This window comes from Streptosporangium sp. NPDC005286 (genome assembly GCF_040607515.1).
In the GTDB taxonomy this organism is placed as follows: domain Bacteria; phylum Actinomycetota; class Actinomycetes; order Streptosporangiales; family Streptosporangiaceae; genus Streptosporangium.
Map to the genome: position 1 here is coordinate 122740 of NZ_JBEXGU010000001.1, position 18118 is coordinate 140857.

Below are 18118 nucleotides of genomic sequence, written 5' to 3' on the forward strand. Positions count from 1 at the left end.
GCCAAAGGTGTCAACGTCGCCCACGTGCGCGACGAATGCGAGCGGGTCAACGGCATCCTGCGACAGCTCCCCGACCGGGACCATCACTCGCCGACCGAGGCCGGCAAGGCGTTCGGCGAGGTCGCCCGGCGTTATCTGGAGGGGGTCTCCTACCCGGCCCAGCGCGAGCACCTGGTCGCGGAGGCCAGGACCCGGGGAGCTCACCAGGTGGTGGTCGACTCGCTGCTGATGATCCCGGAACGGGAGGACGCGGTTCTGGTGGAGCTCATCGAGTTGGAGTAGACGGCTCCCCTGCCCGGGTGGGACGTTTCGCGTCGGCACCGGGCCTCCCCACCCGCGTTCGTCGCGGGCCGATCGCATGCCCGACGGGCCGTTCGGGGCACCCCTCCTGAGGCGGGAGACCGTCGTCCCCCGGCGGGCACGGAAAAGACGGAGCTCCAATTCCCGGAACGGGGTCCGAGGCCGAACAGCCGAACCCGGGAAACGCATTCATATCAAGTTGTTATGGAGCTTGTACCAATCCGGAGTGTGAAAGGTTTTCGCGATCACTTGCCCCCTGCGGGACGCCCGGCCGGAGACCGGAAAGCCCAACGGAAGGTGAACAACGGGCTTGCTCTGGAAAAAGGGCAGTTCACCAAGGGGCACGGAAGGTCACCCGAAACCCAGAGATGACGGCACATCTCTAGAGAACTACTGGTACGGTCCATCGACAGGATGCCAGCAGGTGGGGGCAGTCCGTGTTTCGGACAGCCCATATATCGACTTAGGTGTTATTTATAATCAAATAGCCATAAGTACCAATTACTAAGCCCTTTACCTTCCCAATAGATCACGGTCAGTCTAATATTTGGACCTATGTCATGGCGTGCATCAGATTTCCCAGATGGACAGGCTGGGTCCTATGGCCGTGGCAGTGCTTCCTCCAGGCATGATTCCGAACAGGGATCCGACTGGCATCCCGAACGCCTCCTGTCATTCGATTGGCGGAAGGTCATTCTGTTCACGGCGGTTTTAGCGATCATCGCCGCCTCCGCGATCTGGCTCGCGACCAGAGAGCCCTCCGGTCCGTCCCTCGCGGCGAACCCCACCCCCGACTCCTCGGACGCCGGCTGGGAGAAGGCCGTTTCCTCGCCCTCACCGACGCCGTCCTCCTCACCCCCCACCCCCGGACCAACCCCGAAACCCGCAAAGAGCGGTAGGTCCTCTCCTCGCCCCGAGGCGACCGGTACGGAGAAACCCCCCACGGAGAAGCCCCGTACGGAGAAACCCCGGAGCGAGACGGAAACCCCCCCGCCCGACACCGACTCGCCGGCCGCGTCCCGCCCGCCTCAGCTCACCGTCAAGGAGGCGTACGGCATCCACGGCCGCTACCAGCGAGGGCTGTCGGCCGCCCAGAGCAGGAAGGACCAGGCCGCCATGGCGAAGCTGGAGCACGGGCTCGCGCTGGAGATGACGCGGGCCGGCTTCAAGACCGCCGAGATGGAGAAGAAGTCGCTGGCCTCGGGGATATGGCCCAACCCGCAGATGTGGATCCCGCGCCACGTGAACGGCACCGCCGACTGGTTCGTGGCGGTCTCGTACGAACCCGGTGTCGCCCGGATCGTCGACGTGATGAGCTCGGCCCCCGGTGGCTGGCGGCTCGTCGCCTCGGCCGCCGACACGCGTGCCACCCCGGCGCGGTTCCCCAAGATAGCGACCGACGCCGAAGGCTACGCGACGAGCCTGCCGGAGAACGCCACCGGGCTGAGCGCGACCCCTCGCCAGATCGCCCGCGCACACCTGGCGAGTCTGGAGAACGCCGAGGTCGACGCACGGTTCGACGAGGGGCCGTGGACCAGCGAGGCCGCACTGTTCTGGCAGCAGGAGCGGGCGCAGCTGGGACAGGCCGACTGGAAGCTCACGCTGTCGTACCGGCTTGAGGGACCGGTACGCACGCTCAGGACCAGTGACGGGGGCGCCCTGGTCTGGTATGGAGCCCGATCCACCGAGGTCCGCGAAGCGGAGCGGGAGGGCGCGACGGTCAAGCTGAAGGGCTCGGCCGCCGTCCGCACCCGCGGTAAGGCCTTCGCCCACTCGGTGAGCGCCACATACGGACGCATGTATGTGACATATGTCCCCCCTGCCGGCTCGAACGAGCCCGCTCGCGTGCTGGGCGAGTGGAGCGACGTCCTGGAGAGCCACGGCGACTGACGTTTCACCGGAAGAAAAGGAACATTCATAATGACACCCTCACGTAAGCCATCACGCGCGACGGTGCTCACTGCGAGTGTCGCGATCGGCGTCTTCAGCGCCGGCGCCGGGCTGGGAACCGTCATCGCCGTCCGCTCCGACCCCGGCGGGGGGCAGGTGATGCGGCTGGCCGCGGGCACGTATCTCCTCGACGACCAGGCCAAGGCCTGGTCATCGAGCGCGTCTTCCGGCAGTGATCAACCGGTCCCGCTCTCCGGCGCCGACGCGGGCAGCACCATCGCGGGCGGTGCACGCAGGGGTGACTCCACGGACCCGCGGGTCTGTCTGACCACCACCACCGACGGGCACGCGGTCGAGGCATCGGGGGAAGGCTGTGTCGCCCTCCCGGTCCTGGCCCTGGCCGCCGCCGCAGCCCCTCTCGCACAGCGGCCCGGAAACCCCAAGAGCACGCCGACCCCGCCACCGCCCAAGACGACCACGGCGGCGAAACCCTCGACCCCCACGACGAATGCCCCGGCCCCCAAGGCCACCTCGGCGCCGGTGCAGCCCGCCCCCAACCCGGGGCCGGTGCAACCCCCGGCTGCACCACCGGTGGGGAATCCTCAGCCCGTCAAGCCCCCGGCCCCTCCGGCGCCGACGCCGACGGAGAAGGTCAGCGGAAACATCTCGCAGAGCGAGAGCGAGAGCGGCAGCGTCATCGAACACCCCGCGGAGAAGAAGATCGAGGTGGTCTCGCCGCCCAAGCCTGCTCCTGAGGCCGGCAGGACGAAGTCCTCGGGCCCCTCACTGTCATCACAGCCCCAGCCCCCCGGCGGGAACCGAACCTCGCAACCGCAACCCCCCGGCGGGAACAAGCCCTCCCAGCCTCCCGGCGGGAACCGAACCTCCCAGCCACAGCCCACCGGCGACAACAAGTCACAATCCCAGCCTCCCGGTGGCAACCGAACCTCCCAGCCAGGGGAGACGGCACCGCACACCCGGCCGACGGGCACCCTGCGGCCGGCGATCCGGTCGGGTACGGGCCAGCCGATCGTGCCCTCCGGCGATGTCAGGCCCCCCACGGCGCCCGTCGTCGTGCCCCCCGCGACCAGGCCGACGGACGACGCGGGCGCGCCTTCGCCGAGGAAACAACCGTCGGCCCCGCCGAGAACGGTGACGCCGACAGCGCCCGGTGGCAGCCTGAAGCCTGTCCAGCCGCAGCCGCAGCCGTCCGCCGGTCCCGACGGAACCGTGCTCATGCCGGCCACGCCGCAACTCCCCGGCGGCCAGAACGGCGTCTCGCTGCCGGTCTTCGAGGACCCTGAGCTCCTGCGGCGAGCCTACGAGGCCCTCGGGCTGGACAGGGGCATGCGCTACACGGACGAGAACGGCGTGTGGGATCTCAACATCGCCCCGCCGGGCACGCCACCATGCCGCAACTACACCGCCGAGGAGCTCCAGGCGCTGAGCACGTCCCAGGGGCCGAGCCCGGCTCAGAGCGGCCAGACGATCCCCCGCGACTCGTGCCTGTGGCCCGCGTTCATCCGCTGGCTCTACGCGGAGCCCGCATCCGGCGAGGTCAGCAACTGGACCAAGTTCACCGGCCTGCCCCAGCGGAACCTGGAACTCGTGGTGACCGACCCCGCTCCCGCGCCGCTTCCCCAGCCGGTGCCCGACCAGGTCCAGCCCGACCAGGTCCAGCCCGACCAGGTCCAGCCCGATCCCGGCCAGTCCCTTCCCGGCCAGAACCTTCCCGATCAGCCCGACCAGGGCCGGCAGGTTCCCGCACAGCCCGATCCCGGCCGGTTGAGCCCGGCTCAGCCGGGCACCGGAGACGGTGCCCCCTCACAGTGGGGGCGCGGCGAGAACGATCGAAACCGGACCTCCCCCTTCCAGCCTGACCAAGGCCAGGTCGAGCCGGACCCGGTCGGATACGACGGCCAATGAGCACACCCACCGGAACCGGGCGTTTCGCGCCCGGCCCCGGCCAGGGGGCGGCCTGGGTGCGCGAGCACGGCGCGCACCTGATGGACTACGCCGCCTCCCGCCTCGAATCCGGCCGGGCACGCGCGGCGGTCGTCGCCGCGCTGGCGGCCGGCCGGACCGAGGCCGCCCCCGAGGGCGTCACGGTCCGGGGACGGTTGCTGGCCGCGCTGCGACGTGACTGCCGCACCTCCACCAGCCACCGGGAGCGGTACGTGCCGGGTTCGGGGCCCGGCATGCCCGATGCCCTGCTGATCGAACGGGTGTGGACGATCGTCGACCCCCTGGGCACGGAGACGCTCAGGCTGATGTACCGCCACGCGCTCGGCATGGAGGATCTCCCCTACGTGCTGGGAATGCCCGCCGACGAGATCGGCAGGCTCGCCACCCGTACCCAGGATCTGATCGAGACCCTGGTGAGCGGGCTGGACGCGCTCGCCAACGGGCGGCGTACCTGTCCGGAGCTCGCCCCGCTGGTGGAGGCGGTCTTTCCCGGCGTCTTCCCCACCGGTAGGCCCGGTGGGCAGGCACCCTCCGCCATCGATCCCGACGACGCCCGGACGACCCTGCTCTCCCACATGATCAGGTGTTCCGTGTGCACGCGGCCGATCAACATCCGCTACACGGTCCCACAGATGATCTCCCACCCGCCGGTCGCGCCGCTCTCCGCCGAGGAGCGGCAGCGGCTCACGGACTCGCTGCCCCCGGAGGCGGTCCCGCCCGCACACCCGGCCGCGCTGCTGCCCGCACCTCCCGCCGAGGGCCGGTCCTCCGTCCTCCCCGCTCCTCCGGCCGGGAGCGGTGTCCCCGCCGCTCCGGTACCGCCGGCCGTGGCACTGCCCGCGCCCAGGGTCGGCACACCTCCCTATCCGCCGGTGGCCTCGAAACCGCCGGCGAAACCATCGGCGAAACCACCGGCCACGACGTCAACGGGCACGGGGTCGGCGAGTACGGTCACGCCACCGGCCGGCGGGCCGGCGGCGGGCGCCTCCGATCCCTCCGGCCTGCCCCCGCTGCCCGCCCTGCCACCCCGCAGGACCCGGCCGGTCCGCCCACCGTCCGCACCCCCCGTACCCGGGCACGACACCCCGCTGTACGACGCCCTGCTCACCCAGGCATGGGCGCGCGAGGTCCTCGCCCAGAGCGAGGAGATCACCGGCACCATCCCCAGGCAGGCGCCACCCGCCTCTCAACCTGTCGCCAGGGCCGAGCCCGTCGTCATCGCGGGGCAGGCGTCCGTCGAGATGCGCGACGACACCCAGGTTCCCGCGCTGCGCTTCCACACCGAACCCGACGACCGCCCCGACGAGGAGCGGATCGAGATGGGGATCCGCGTGCTGGAGGCGCTCAGCTGGGCCGGTACCCGGATCAGGAACATGACGATCAAGATCGTCATCATCGTCGTGGCAGGCGCGGCCGGCACCCTGACCGGAATGAACCTTCTCGGCCCCGCGATCGAGTCAAAGGAGCCGGCCAGGTCGCTGCAGGCGTCCACCAGCCAGACCACCCAGGCTCCCCCCACCGCGGGCGCGCCGGCGCGACGAGACGGACTCGCCTCTCGCCTGCGGGTCCCGCCCGTGGTGACGCTGGACGAGTTCGGCCAGGGAAGCATGGTCCTCACCGTCTCGGGAGAGCCGTTGAAGTGGCGGATATCGGCTCCCGGCCTGGCCGTGAGCCCTTCCGACGGCACGTTGCGGGAAGGGGTCACGCAGGTGATCAACCTGCGGGCCCACCGGATCCGCAACTGGTGTGGTGCCCCCGCCTCCGTCACCGCTCCGCTGACCGTTCACGGCCTCGACGACTCGATCAGTACGACGGTGCGCTGGCGGACCTGCTGACAGCCCCGTACCCCTCCCTGCGAAAGGAACTTGGCAATGACAGATACCTCCCCCCATATCCAGACATCACCGCCCGCTCCGGCCGAGCAGTTCCATGAAACGGTCCCGCTCACCGCGGAACACCTGCTCACCAACCGCCGTCCTGAGCCCGCCGGAGGATGGCGCCGCCTCGTCTGGCAACTCTCCGGCAGGCGCATCATCCCCGCGGAGTCGGCGGCGGAGCTGGAACGGCGCACGCTGATGGCGCAGGCACAGACCCCCGTCGCGAGCGGGCACCACCGGATCGCGGTCATGAGCCTCAAGGGCGGGGTGGGCAAGACCACGACGACCGTCGCCCTCGGCAACACCCTGGCCTCCCTGCGCGGCGACCGGGTGATCGCGATCGACGCCAACCCCGACCGCGGGACCCTGGGCCTCAAGGTCAAGTCCGAGACGGCCGCGACCATCCGCACCATGCTGGCCGAGGCCCCCCACATCCTGCGCTACGCCGACGCTCGTGCCTTCACCTCGCAGTCCCCCGCCCGGCTTGAGGTCCTCGCCTCCGACACCGATCCGGCCGTGAGCGAGGCCTTCAACGCCGAGGACTACCGCACCGTCGCCGGTCTCATCGAGCGCTACTACTCCATCTGCATCACCGACTGCGGTACCGGCCTGCTCCACGGGGCCATGGGCGCGACGCTGGAGCTGGCCGACCAGATCGTGCTGGTCAGCCTGGTCGCGGTGGACGGGGCGAGCTCTGCCGCCGCGACGCTGGACTGGCTGACCGCCCACGGCCACGCCGACCTGGTCAGGAACGCCATCGTCGTGCTGAACGCCGTGGAGGCCAAGTCCGACGTGGACCTGGACCTGCTGGAGCGCCACTTCACCTCCCGCTGCCGCGCGGTGATCCGTATCCCCTACGACCCGCACCTCAAGGAGGGTGCCGAGGTTGACCTGGTCCGCCTGCGGCCCACGACCCGGGGCGCGTACCTCCGCCTGGCAGCGGCGGCCGGGCAGACGTTCAACCAGCGCACCGATCGGAGCCACTAGTGCGCCATGTCGCCGACGATCCCGGGCTGAACTGGGATCTGGGCCCGCCGCCGAACGCTCGGCGCCGGATGATCATCGTGGTCGTCTCGATCGTGGGGGCGATCCTGCTGGCGGCCGCGGCATGGCAGCTCCTGCGATCCGAACCCGAAACCGTGAGCGCCTCCGTACCCGTCGGGAACGCCGGGGACACCGTCATGCTCGCCCCGCCCTCCGGTTACGAGGGCGCGGCCGGCTACCCCGTCGGATTCCCCCGCAGCGAGGTGGGCGCGATCTCGGCCGCCGCCGCCGCGCTGGAGGCGGCGTGGACCCTGGACTCCGCACAGGCCGAGCAGGCGGCGCTGCTGTACGCGGCACCCGAGCAGCACGACGCGGCACGGGCCGGCGCCCGCGAGGCCGTCGCCGGATGGCGCGAAATCCTCGGCCTTCCCAAGGACGGGGCGCTACCCGACGGCGCCGCCATGCGGACACGGACGGTCGGCGTCCAGTGGAAACCCCGCGGCCAGGATCAGACGCAGGTCTCGGTCCTGGTCCAGGTGACCGCCACCCGGGGCGTCGGGGACACCGAACCGACCTTCTCCAACTCGTACGCCATCAGCCTGCTCATGCGCTGGCAGCCCGGCATGCGCGGCGCGAACCAGGGGGACTGGGTCAACATCCGCGACCCCCTGGCAACCTCCGTGCCGCCGGTCGCCCTGCCGGGCACCCCCGAATTCACCACCGCCGGCTGGAGACCCATCTCCGGCCCAAAGCCCACCCCATAGATCCAGGAAGAGCCATCAATGCCCCCACGTAGCTCGTCCCGGCGAGTCAGCTTACTCTCCGGCCTACTGCTGGCCGCGGTATCCGCGACGACAAGCGCGATCATCGCCCAGCCGTGGGCCGCCGTGGCGGATCCCGCCGTGAGCACCACCTCAGGCCCGATCCAGGAGGCGCCCCCCCAGCAGGAGGCCGTCTCCGAGATCGTGATCCCCTCCGTCCAGAGGGAGAGCTCCCCGCCCACCCAGACGAGACAGTCCCGCCCCACCGAGGCCCCCGTGGCCCAGAGGGAGAGCCCTCCCCCCACCCAGACGAGACAATCCCGCCCCACCGAGGAGAAGCCGGCGGAGGAGCCCAGGAGTTCCACCGGCGAGACCGAGGAGACCGCGCCGGTCTCCCGTAACAGCCCCGGTACGAGGAACGCCGCGCCCGCCCCACAGGAGGAGGTCCCCGCCGAGGAGACCACGGCGGCTCGGCAACCCGCACGGACCAGGACCACCGCATCGGCGGACCCGGTGCTCTCCAGGACGCGTCCGACCGGGGAACCACCCGCGAACACCACCACCAAGCGCACCACCGAGCCGACGACGCCCCCGAAGCCCACCCAGACGCCACCAAAGAGCACGCAGCCCACCAAGCCTCCTGGGGGCACCGAACCGTCGGCCACCACGTCGAACCCGCCGTCCGCGACGCCGGCCCCCTCCGACACCCCCGCGCCGAAGCCGAGTGAGACGGCCACCAGCCCGGCCGCGACCCCGCCGGCCACCACGGCACCGGCCAGCACCCCCAGTCCCACGAGGCCGACACTCCCGAAGCCGACACTCCCGACGCTCCCGAAGCCGACGCTCCCGACACTCCCGAAGCCGACGTCGGTCCCGCCGAAGGCGACGCCGAAGGCGACGCCGAAGCCCTCGGCGAGTCAGCCCACCATCCCCACCACGCCACCGCACACGCCACAGCCCGCCCCCGCGCAGACCGGCGTCTACGAACCCACCCTGCTGAGCGAGTGGGTCCGTGACAACCAGCCCCAGGCGGTGAACTCCTCCCCACGGACCGTCGTGCCGCCGCCCTCGTTCAAGCGCTCCTCCGCGGAGGTGTGCGACCCCGCCGACATCGCCTCGTGCTGGAGCCTCGCGCCCTGGCGGAGCCGTACCGCGGAGTCTCCTGACGCCCTGCCGGTCTCGAACCAGGGATCGTCGCCGTCGAACGCGCCCCGCTGGGCGTTCGCACCGCCGCCCCAGTCCGCCCAGCCGCTGTTAAGCCCGATGAGGACGGCGGCCCCCAGCCCGACGACCGTCGGCTGCTGGAGCTTCAGCCCCTCCAAACTCTGCGCCAGGTCCTGGGAGGAGTGATCATGATCACCAGATCCCACGTGCGGGTGGCCGTACTCAGCATGGTGGCCGCGCTGGCGGTGAGCACTCTCAGCGCGGCCCAGGGAGAGGTGGTCACGGCGGCGCCCTGCGCCCCCGCCACGACCGGCGAGGCCAGCGCCGCGCAAGCCCTCAACTGGGGCACACCGTCCTGGTGCGCGGAGTTCGACGACTACCTCAACGAGTCCGACTGGGTGTTCTACGACTCGGCCGGGCACGCGGGTAACGGCCGCCGCTCTCCGCAGCAGCTCTACCTCGGCAACGGGGCGCTCTACCTGTACGGCCGTGAGGACGGGACCACGGCCGGGCTGGCCGCCCGTCACGACCAGGCCTACGGGCGCTGGGAGACTCGCATCCGCCTGTACCCGGGCGCCGGGTCGTACCATCCCGTCGCCCTGCTGTGGCCGAAGGACGGCGGCGGCAACGTGCAGAGCTCCACCGGCGAGGAGGTGGACTTCCTGGAGGTCATCGACGACCCGAACAGGCAGCGGCCGAACTTCTTCCTGCACACCCCGCAGGGACAGGAGCAGGCCCACGCCAACATCGACATGACCACCTGGCACACCTACGCGGTGGAGATCACCCCCAACAGCGTCGTCGGCTACATCGACGGGCAGGAGTGGTTCCGCTCCGGCAACGCCACCCGCAGTTCGATGTCGGTCTGCCTGCAGCTGGACTGGTTCCCGGGCCAGGGCAGCTCGGGAGAGGCGTGGATGGAGGTGGACTGGCTCCGCATCTACCCGTCCGGGACGGGCGTCGCGGGCTGACCCCATCTCGGTAGGGCGGGAGGGCGCGGGACATGGGTCCCGCGCCCTCCTCACGTTCCCGGGCAGGCTGGTCCACGGGGAAACGGGCGGCTGGAAGGTGCTCAGGCGAGCTGGGCGCCCTGCAGCCCGGCGTAGGCGCCGCGCAACCGCATCAGCTCGTCGTGAGTGCCCATCTCCTGGATCCCGCCTTCGCGCATGACCACGATGCGGTCGGCGCCGCGGATGGTCGACAGCCGGTGAGCGACGACAAGGACCGTGCGCCCGGCGACCAGTCGGGTCAACGCCTCCTGGATGAGCGCCTCCGAGCGGGTGTCCAGGGCGGAGGTGGCCTCGTCCAGGATCAGCACACGCGGGTCGCGGATCAGGGCGCGGGCGATGGCCAGACGCTGGCGCTGGCCGCCCGACAGACGGGCGCCCCGCTCTCCGACGACCGTGTCGAGGCCGGCGGGGAGCCGGTCGATGAACTCCAGCGCGTTGGCGTCCTGGAGCGCCTGCCGCACCCTGTCGGAGGGGACGTCGGCCATGCCGTAGGTGACGTTCTCCCTGATGCTGCCCTCGAACAGGATCGACTCCTGCGGTACGACGGACAGGAACCTGCGGTAGGTCCGCAGGTCCAGCGTCTCCATGTCACGCCCGTCCAGCAGGATCCGGCCGGAGTTGGGACGCACGAAGCCGACGATGAGGTTGAGCACCGTCGACTTGCCCGCTCCCGAGGGGCCGACCAGCGCGATCGTCTCTCCGGGGGCCACCGTGAGGTTGAACCCGGTGACCGCGGTGCCCTCTCCGTAGGAGAACTCGACGTCGCGGAACTCGATCTCGCCGCCGACGGAGACGACCTGCTCCTTGCCCGCGTTGTGCTCCAGGTCGGGCGCCTGGAGCACCTCGCCGATGGATCGTACGGAGGCCAGCCCCTTGCTGATCACCGGGGTGAGGCTGAGCAGGGAGGTGACGGCGGAGGTGAGGGTGGCGAAGAAGGTGGTGAGCATGACCACGTCGCCCGCGGTGATGGGGATGACCTGGTAGTAGGCGACGAGCGCGGAGCCGGCGAGGAAGGCGACACCGAGCGTGTTGAGCAGGATCCAGGCCAGCGCGCCGAAACTGCCGTTGAGCAGGTCCAGCCGGAGCCCCTTGCGCAGCACCTTGGTCAGCGTGCCGTCGACGCGGTGCAGGGCGTCCTGTTCCAGGCCGTGCGCGCGGGTGATCGGGATGAGCGTGGTCATCTCGCTGACCCGGGTGGACAGCTGCTCGACCTCGCGGCGGAAGCTCTCGTTGTCGTCGCGCAGCCGGGTGCGCATCCGCATCACGAGCAGCGCGGCGGCGGGTACCACCACCAGGAAGACCGGCATCGCGGCGGGCACCCGCACGGCGATCACCACCAGGCCCCCGGCCAGCATGGTGAGCGCGGACAGGCCCATGTCCGCCGCCTGCTGGCTGGTCTGCTCCACGCTCTCGACGTCCCGGATGACCTTGGTCTGGAGTACGGCGGCGCTGACCCGCGAGTGGTAGCCGATGGAGAGCTGCTGCATGCGGCGGCAGAGCGCGGAGCGCAGGTCCGTCCCCATCCGGCGGATGGCTCCGTGCAGGCAGCGGACGTAGAGCAGGTGGAGGGGATAGTTGAGGAGCAGCAGGACGAGCAGCACGCCCGCGTTGACCCACAGGTGCGCGATCGGGCCGTGACCGACCACGATGTCGACGACATTGGCCGTGATCAGCGGCAGCAGCCAGGTGGGGCTGTGCTTGAAGAGGAAGGCGAAGACCGCCACGAGCAGCCTGAGGCGGTCCTCCCGGAAGAGATAGGCGAGCGTACGCATTGGATGCTCACCGCGGTAGCGATGATCGAGAGCGCCAACCACAAATCCCCCAAATAATGGTAGATCTCCGGTCAATCCTCTCGTATCGAAATTTCGCCCGCGTGACAAGCCCGCGCGTGCCGCCGCCGGACCACCCCGCCCGTCGCGAGCCGTTCAGTCCCTCGCTGAGGGAAGCCTCATCTCCAGGAGCTGGCCGGGCCAGTCGCCGACCTTGAAACTCTCGGTCCTGGTGAAGCCCTGGCTCTCGTAGTACGCCACCAGGCGGCCGTCGTCGCCGCCGTAGCAGTCGACCCGCAGCAGCGCGACCTCCCGCTCGACGGCCTCGGCCCTGGCGCGCTCCAGCAGGGCCGAGCCGACCCCACGACCGTGGAACCGCTGGTCGATGACCAGCCCCTGGACGTACAGCTCGGGCTCGGAGGCGGGGGTGACGTAGGGCATCGCGGACCCCACGACCAGACATCCCGCGGGCCGGCCGTCGAGTTCGGCGACGCGCATCCCGCCGGACGTCGCCCATGAGGTGACACTCTCCGCACGGGCCGCGTCAGTCGAGAACGGTTCGCTGCCCCACTGGCCGGTGCGCCCCTGGGAGGTCAGCCACGCCACCGCGCTGTCGAACATCGCCAGGACAGCCGGTACGTCGCCGAGGTGCCCGTCACGGATAATCACCGGCGGATCGTAACAGGACATGAACCCCTATACGGGATATGCCGCGTAAAGGATCTCACCGCGCCGGAAGATCAGTACACTCGGCGACGGCCGGAGTACGGCTCCTTGGTCACGGGCGCATGCCGTGGCCCCTTCCCCCCCGGGAGTCACGTGAGCAGCGGAGTGATCGGCGCGTTCCCCGAGCCGCCCCCGGTTCCACCCGGCCGGCGCTCGTTCCGCCCTGGTCGCAGGTGGCTGTGGTGGCTGGTGGCCGCCGTCACCGCCGTGCTGCTCGTGGCGGGCGGGACCGTGGCCGGCGCGTACGTCAAGCTGACCGGCAACGTCAAGCACGTCGAGGTCACCGCGGAGGACCTCGGACGCCGGCCGGCCAAGGTCGCGACCAGTGCGATGAACGTCCTGATCGTCGGCTCGGACCAGCGAAACGGCAAGAACGCGAGGTACGGCCGGGTGGCGGGCGAGCGGACCGACACGATCATGCTCGCGCACATCTCGCCGAAGCGGGACAACGCGATGGTCATCAGTTTCCCACGCGACTCGATGGTCCAGCTCCCCGCCTGCCGGGCCAGGCAGGGGCTGCCAGGGCAGCGGCCGCACCTGGGCATGATCAACGAGTCGTTCAACTCCGGCGGCATCACCTGCACCTGGAAGACCGTCGAATCGCTCACCGGCATCCACATCGACCACTTCGTGAAGGTCGACTTCACCGGTTTCAAGGACATGGTCGACGCGGTCGGTGGCGTGGAGATCTGCGTGCCCGAGGCGATCGACGACAAGAAGGCCCTGCTCCACCTGTCCGCCGGACGTCAGAACCTCGGGGGTGAGCAGGCCCTGGGCTACGTACGGGCCCGCTACAGCCTGGGCGACGGATCGGACATCGGGCGCATCCAGCGCCAGCAGATGTTCATCGCCTCCATGGTCAAGAAGGTCATGAGCGGTGAGACGCTCACCGGCCCGGCCCGGCTCTTCGGCTTCCTGGACGCGGCGACGAAATCGGTCACCACCGATCCCGGCCTCACCCCGGGCGTCATGAAGGACCTGGCCACCAGCGCCGAGGGGCTCGCCGCCGGGCAGATCCACTTCATCACCACCCCGTGGCGCTACTCGCTGGTCCACCCGGGCCGGGTGGAGTGGGTCGAGCCGCAGAGCGGCAGGCTGTTCCGTATCGTCGCGACGGACCGGGCGATCGCCGGCTCCGGGGTCAGGGGCGGCCAGTCCAGGGTGCCCCGATCGAAGATCCAGATAGAGGTGCGCAACGGAACCATGCGGTCCGGTCTGGCCACCCTGGTAGCGGTCCAGTTGGAGGAGCGGGGCTATCACGTCGCCAGGATCGGCGACGCCCTGCGCAAGCCGTACCCGGCGACCACGATCGCCTACTCGCCGAACGGCACCGCCAAGGCACCCACCCTCAGCCGGGACCTGATCGCCTCCACCCCCAAGCCCGTCTCCTGGGCGACCACGGGAAGGCTCATCCTGACGATCGGTGACGACTGGAAAGGCCTGAAGTCGCTTCCCCACAACGACAACGAGAGCCTGAAGGGTTTCGACGCGACCCACGACTCGTGCACCGGCGCCTGACCGTTCCCGTCAGATGGACTTCGAGACGAGCCGTACGGGAGGGACGCCGAGCAGGCCATGGTCGACCGGCTGCCATCGGAACGCCGCGAAGGCCCCGGCGGCTTCCTCCCGATCCCGTCTGAGCTGGAAGCCATTTCCCTTCACCATCAAATGAGTATAAAAACTTGACCTGGCTTTGCTGTCCGATTAATACCAATAACCTATAAATAGTCCCAAGTATGCATTTATAGGAGTAAAGACCCTTTCGAGGGGGAACGTCAGCATTGCGATATCCACGTTCGATCCAGGGCCGTATGACCCTCACCGCGCTCGTCCTGTTCATGCTGGTGCTGGGGATCGGCATGTTCGCCATACAGGATGTCGTGCTGGACAAAGTGTTGACCGACGCCACCGACGCGGTGGCCGAGGCCGCCGGGAAGGCGGTCCAGAGCGTCGAGAACGGGCCCGCGAACGCCGTCGTCCTTCCCACCAGCCACATCTCCCTCATCCAGGTCGTCGCGGCCGACGGCCGGGTGGTCGCCGCCAGCCCCGCTATGAAGGGGAAGCCCAGGATCAGCGAAACACTCCCTACCGACGGCGACCTCCGGGTGAACGGGACGTCCTGCATAACCTTCCCCACGGGGCGACAGACGTGCTACATCATCGTGGGCTTCCGGATCGATCACTCCCCCTACGGCAAGGTGATGGTCTACGCGGCGGCACCGGAACCCCAACTGCTCCGTACCAACGTCCTGGAGATCTCACTGGCGCTTTTCGGCTCCGTGCTCCTCGCGCTGCTCGGCTGGGGCACCTGGCAGCTCGCCGGTCGCACCCTGAAACCGGTGGCGCGGATCCGCGCCAAGATGGCCGAGATCACCGCCACCGACCTCAGCCGCCGGATGCCCGTCCCCGATTCCGAGGACGAGGTGGCGCAGCTCACCAAGACCGTCAACGCGACCCTCGAAAGACTGGAGCGGGCTGTGGAGAACCAGCGCCGCTTCGCCTCCGACGCCTCCCACGAGCTGCGCACCCCGCTGACCGGGCTGCGCACCAAACTCGAACTGGCGATCTCCGATCCCGACGCGGAGGATTCGCGCACGACCATGTGCTCCGTGCTGGCGGACGCAGAACGGCTCCAGGCCATCATCGACGACCTTCTGCTGCTCACCCGCCTCGACGCCGGCGTGCAGAGTACATCGGAGCAGATCAACCTCTCCGAGCTGGTCATCGCCGAGGTGGAGCGGTGGCCCCACCGGCACGAGGTGCTGTTGAAGCTCGCTCCCGACGTCGTGGTGCGAGGCAACCGGCTCCAGCTGACCCGGCTGCTGACCAATCTGCTCACCAACGCCGACCGGCACGCGACGAAGGAGATACAGGTCCGGGTCGGAAACGAACGGGGCGAGGCCGTGATGGAGGTCATCGACGACGGGCTCGGCATCCCGGTCGGGGAGCATGAGCGGATCTTCCAGCGGTTCACCCGCCTGGATTCGGCGCGCAGCCGCGACGCCGGGGGAACCGGCCTGGGCCTGCCCATAGCCAGGGACATCGCCCTGGCGCACCAGGGCAGGCTCTATGCCACCGACCGTGCCACCGGCAACGGCGCCCGAATCGTCCTCTGCCTCCCGCTGTCGACCGCCACACGCCGCTGAGGGATCCTTCCGACGGGTTGGCGGAGAGACCACCCTGGTGATCACGAGGTGCGGTCCCTGCGGAGATGGCCCGCATCCGCCATATGTGAGAATCAGGCCATGCACAGGGTCGTCATATTCGCCATGGACGGTGTGATCCCCTTCGAGCTGGGCATCCCGCCGCGCATCTTCGGTATCGCCAGGAGCCCCGAGGGCGAGCGGCTCTACGAGGTGCTCACCTGCACCGTCGACGGCGCCCCGGTACGCACCGACGCCGACTTCTCGATCGCGGTGGACCACGGAGCCGAGGCCCTGGCCGGCGCGGACACCGTGGTGATCCCCGCCACCCACGCGCTCGGCCCCGTCTCCACCGAGGGACGGCTCACCAGGCCCATGGCCGACGCGATCGCGCTCATCCGGCCGGGCACCCGCCTGGTCTCGATCTGCACCGCCGCCTACGTGCTCGCGGCGGCCGGACTGCTCGACGGCCGCCCCGCGACCACCCACTGGAGCCACACCGAGCACTTCCAGAAGCTGTTTCCCCAGGTCAGGGTCAACCCGGACGTACTGTTCGTGGACGACGGGGATGTGCTCACCTCCGCCGGAGTGGCCGCGGGGATCGACCTCTGCCTGCACATCGTCCGGCGCGACCACGGCACCGAGGTGGCCAACCGGGTGGCCAGGCGATGCGTCGTGCCGCCGTGGCGCGACGGCGGCCAGGCCCAGTTCATCGAGCGCCCGCTTCCCGCGCCGACCGCCACGACCACCGCGGCGACCAGGGCCTGGGCGCTGGAACGGCTGCACAAGCCGCTCCCCCTCAGCGAGCTGGCCGCCCACGCCCGGATGAGCCGCCGTACCTTCACCCGGCGCTTCCGCGACGAGGTGGGCCTCAGCCCCGGACAGTGGCTCATCCTGCAGCGGGTGGAGCTGGCCCGGCAGCTCCTGGAGAGCAGCGACCTGCCGGTGGACGGCATCGCCCTGCGGGCCGGGTTCGGCACCGCGGCCTCGCTCCGCCAGCACCTGCAGGTGGCCGTCGGCGTCTCGCCGTTGGCCTACCGCCGCACGTTCCGGCCCGTGGAGGCCGCACCGGGTTCGGAGCCGTCACCGGCTGCGTGACCACTCCTCCTGCAGGCGGGCCGCCGCCTTCTCCGGGGTGATCCTGCCGTGGGCGACATCGAGGATCACATCGCCCTCCGCGCGCTCCAGGAACACCTCGTCGGGGACGTTCAGCGAGCCGCCGCCCCGGATGAGTTCCTGGAGCGCGGCGTAGCCGTCCTTACCCTCCGGGGTGGCGAAGACCGACGATTCCACCTTGAAGTCCGCAGCCGCGGGGGCCATCGTCAGGTCTCCGGCCCAGCTGGAGACGCCGTCGCCCACGGTCAGGAATTCGATCAGCGTGGCCGCCTCGGCCACGTGCCCGGACTTCCTGGGGACGGCCAGGCCCACCTCGGCCGTGCTACGGACGGCCGGCCTGGCGCCCGGCAGGAGGGGGGGAAAGGGGCCGGCGCCGATCTTCTTGACGGAGAACTTGCCGGTCCTGCGGTAGGACGTGGACAGCATCGAGCTCTGGCCTGAGCCGTCCACCAGGAACAGCGCCTTGCCGGAGCGGAAGAGCTCGGCCGGGCCGTCGCCCCTGAGGGCCAGCGTGGACCTCGCCAGTATGCCCCTGTCGAACATCGCCCCATAGGCGGTCAGGGCCGAGACCATCTCGGCGCTCTTCCACGACTTTCCGCCGGCCAGCAGGTCGTCGGAGAGGGTCGGGTGGGTCTGGCCGGCGATGGTGAACAGCAGTTCCTCCTGCCGGCGCGGCTCGCCGGAGAAGACGATCGGCTGGAGGTCGGGGATCTCCTTCCTGACCCGCATGACGATGGACTCGAGATCGGCGACCGTCTTGGGGAAGGACTCCCCGAGCTCGGACAGGAGAGCCGCGTCGTAGTACATGACCGCGCCGGCGGTGGATCCCATCGGGACCGAGTAGAGCGTGCCGTCCTTGGCGACCTGCTCCGTCTGCTTGACCGCGACCGGGTCGAGTTCCCCGAGCAGGTCGCCGGAGATCTCGTCCTTCCAGTCGGCGACCGGACGGAGCCGGTTCTTGACCGCGCCGGTCATGGTCGGGATGTGGATGCCGACGACGTCGAGCGCCTCGCCGCCGTCGAGTGCCTTGGGCAGCCGCTTGCGGTAGTCGGCCTCACCGAAGGTGCGCAGGTCGACCTTGATACCGGGATTCGCCTCCTCGAAGGCGGCGAGCGCCGCCTTCAGCCCGGCCTCGGGCGGGGAGAAGGTCCAGTACTTCAGGGTGACGGGCCCCGCGGGCTTCTCGGTCGGCTTCTCCGTGGGCTTGGAAACGGACTGCTCGGCCGGTTTCCCGCCCTCGGCCGCCCCGCCGGCACCGCAGGCGGTCAGCCCCAGGGCGAGGGCTGCGGTCATGGCGAACACGCGAGCTGTACCACGCATGCATACCTCCAAAAGGATCACGGTGCGGGTGACGGTGTTCAGCCCGGCGAGTCCAATCATGGTGTAGATCGTGAAAAAAGATCTTATGTGCTC

At 69.9% G+C, this 18118-nt stretch carries 14 protein-coding genes and 1 pseudogene; 11 read left to right on the forward strand and 4 right to left on the reverse strand.

Features of this window, described 5'->3' with window-relative positions; all coding sequences use genetic code 11:
• Positions 1–24: 24 nt before the first annotated feature.
• From ABZU75_RS00575 to ABZU75_RS00610, 8 genes and pseudogenes are all read left to right on the forward strand, one after another.
• Complete coding sequence (locus ABZU75_RS00575; protein WP_355547495.1) at positions 25–282, forward strand: DUF2795 domain-containing protein; 258 nt, start codon at positions 25–27, stop codon at positions 280–282.
• 1134 nt (positions 283–1416) lie between these two features.
• Complete coding sequence (locus ABZU75_RS00580; protein WP_355547498.1) at positions 1417–2190, forward strand: hypothetical protein; 774 nt, start codon at positions 1417–1419, stop codon at positions 2188–2190.
• A 63-nt stretch (positions 2191–2253) separates the two neighbouring features.
• Entirely contained in the window at positions 2254–4116 is a 1863-nt protein-coding gene (locus ABZU75_RS00585; RefSeq protein ID WP_355547501.1) for a hypothetical protein, read from the forward strand.
• On the forward strand, positions 4113–5990 hold the full coding sequence (locus tag ABZU75_RS00590; RefSeq protein WP_355547504.1) for a hypothetical protein: 1878 nt from the start codon (positions 4113–4115) through the stop codon (positions 5988–5990). The genes ABZU75_RS00585 and ABZU75_RS00590 overlap by 4 nt, the downstream gene beginning before the upstream one ends.
• Positions 5991–6113: 123 nt before the next feature.
• Positions 6114–7019, forward strand: a pseudogene (locus tag ABZU75_RS00595) (MinD/ParA family protein); the annotation flags it as partial.
• Entirely contained in the window at positions 7019–7780 is a 762-nt protein-coding gene (locus ABZU75_RS00600) for a hypothetical protein (protein WP_355547507.1), read from the forward strand. The pseudogene ABZU75_RS00595 and the gene ABZU75_RS00600, both read left to right, overlap by 1 nt.
• A 138-nt stretch (positions 7781–7918) precedes the next feature.
• Positions 7919–9127, forward strand: a complete 1209-nt coding sequence (locus tag ABZU75_RS00605; protein ID WP_355547510.1) for a hypothetical protein — start codon at positions 7919–7921, stop codon at positions 9125–9127.
• Between the two features lie 2 nt (positions 9128–9129).
• The gene (locus ABZU75_RS00610) at positions 9130–9912 is read left to right on the forward strand and encodes a glycoside hydrolase family 16 protein (RefSeq protein ID WP_355547513.1); all 783 of its coding nucleotides are present in this window, start codon (positions 9130–9132) and stop codon (positions 9910–9912) included.
• Between the two features lie 101 nt (positions 9913–10013).
• Here ABZU75_RS00610 and ABZU75_RS00615 read toward each other — a convergent pair whose 3' ends face one another.
• Both ABZU75_RS00615 and ABZU75_RS00620 read right to left on the reverse strand, forming a co-directional pair.
• Positions 10014–11723, reverse strand: coding sequence for an ABC transporter ATP-binding protein (locus ABZU75_RS00615; RefSeq protein WP_355547516.1), 1710 nt, complete (start codon positions 11721–11723; stop codon positions 10014–10016).
• 153 nt (positions 11724–11876) lie between these two features.
• Positions 11877–12389: a GNAT family N-acetyltransferase gene (locus ABZU75_RS00620; RefSeq protein ID WP_355547519.1), complete on the reverse strand. Its 513-nt coding sequence runs from the start codon at positions 12387–12389 to the stop codon at positions 11877–11879.
• Between the two features lie 150 nt (positions 12390–12539).
• Between ABZU75_RS00620 and ABZU75_RS00625 the strand changes: the two genes are divergently transcribed.
• The gene (locus ABZU75_RS00625) at positions 12540–13964 is read left to right on the forward strand and encodes an LCP family protein (RefSeq protein WP_355547522.1); all 1425 of its coding nucleotides are present in this window, start codon (positions 12540–12542) and stop codon (positions 13962–13964) included.
• Positions 13965–13973: 9 nt separating this feature from the next.
• Here ABZU75_RS00625 and ABZU75_RS00630 read toward each other — a convergent pair whose 3' ends face one another.
• Positions 13974–14111 (reverse strand): hypothetical protein, encoded by a 138-nt coding sequence (locus ABZU75_RS00630; RefSeq protein WP_355547525.1) that lies wholly within the window; start codon positions 14109–14111, stop codon positions 13974–13976.
• A gap of 146 nt (positions 14112–14257) precedes the next feature.
• On the opposite strand from ABZU75_RS00630, the gene ABZU75_RS00635 reads away from it, so the two are divergent.
• Together ABZU75_RS00635 and ABZU75_RS00640 are read left to right on the forward strand one after the other, a co-directional pair.
• Positions 14258–15592 carry an ATP-binding protein gene (locus ABZU75_RS00635; protein WP_355547528.1) on the forward strand — a complete coding sequence of 445 codons (1335 nt, stop codon included), beginning with the start codon at positions 14258–14260 and terminating at the stop codon, positions 15590–15592.
• A gap of 99 nt (positions 15593–15691) precedes the next feature.
• Entirely contained in the window at positions 15692–16687 is a 996-nt protein-coding gene (locus ABZU75_RS00640) for a helix-turn-helix domain-containing protein (RefSeq protein WP_355547531.1), read from the forward strand.
• Here ABZU75_RS00640 and ABZU75_RS00645 read toward each other — a convergent pair.
• Positions 16673–18025, reverse strand: coding sequence for an extracellular solute-binding protein (locus ABZU75_RS00645; protein ID WP_355547534.1), 1353 nt, complete (start codon positions 18023–18025; stop codon positions 16673–16675). The two genes, ABZU75_RS00640 and ABZU75_RS00645, sit on opposite strands and share 15 nt — an antisense overlap.
• Between the last annotated feature and the right edge of the window lie 93 nt (positions 18026–18118).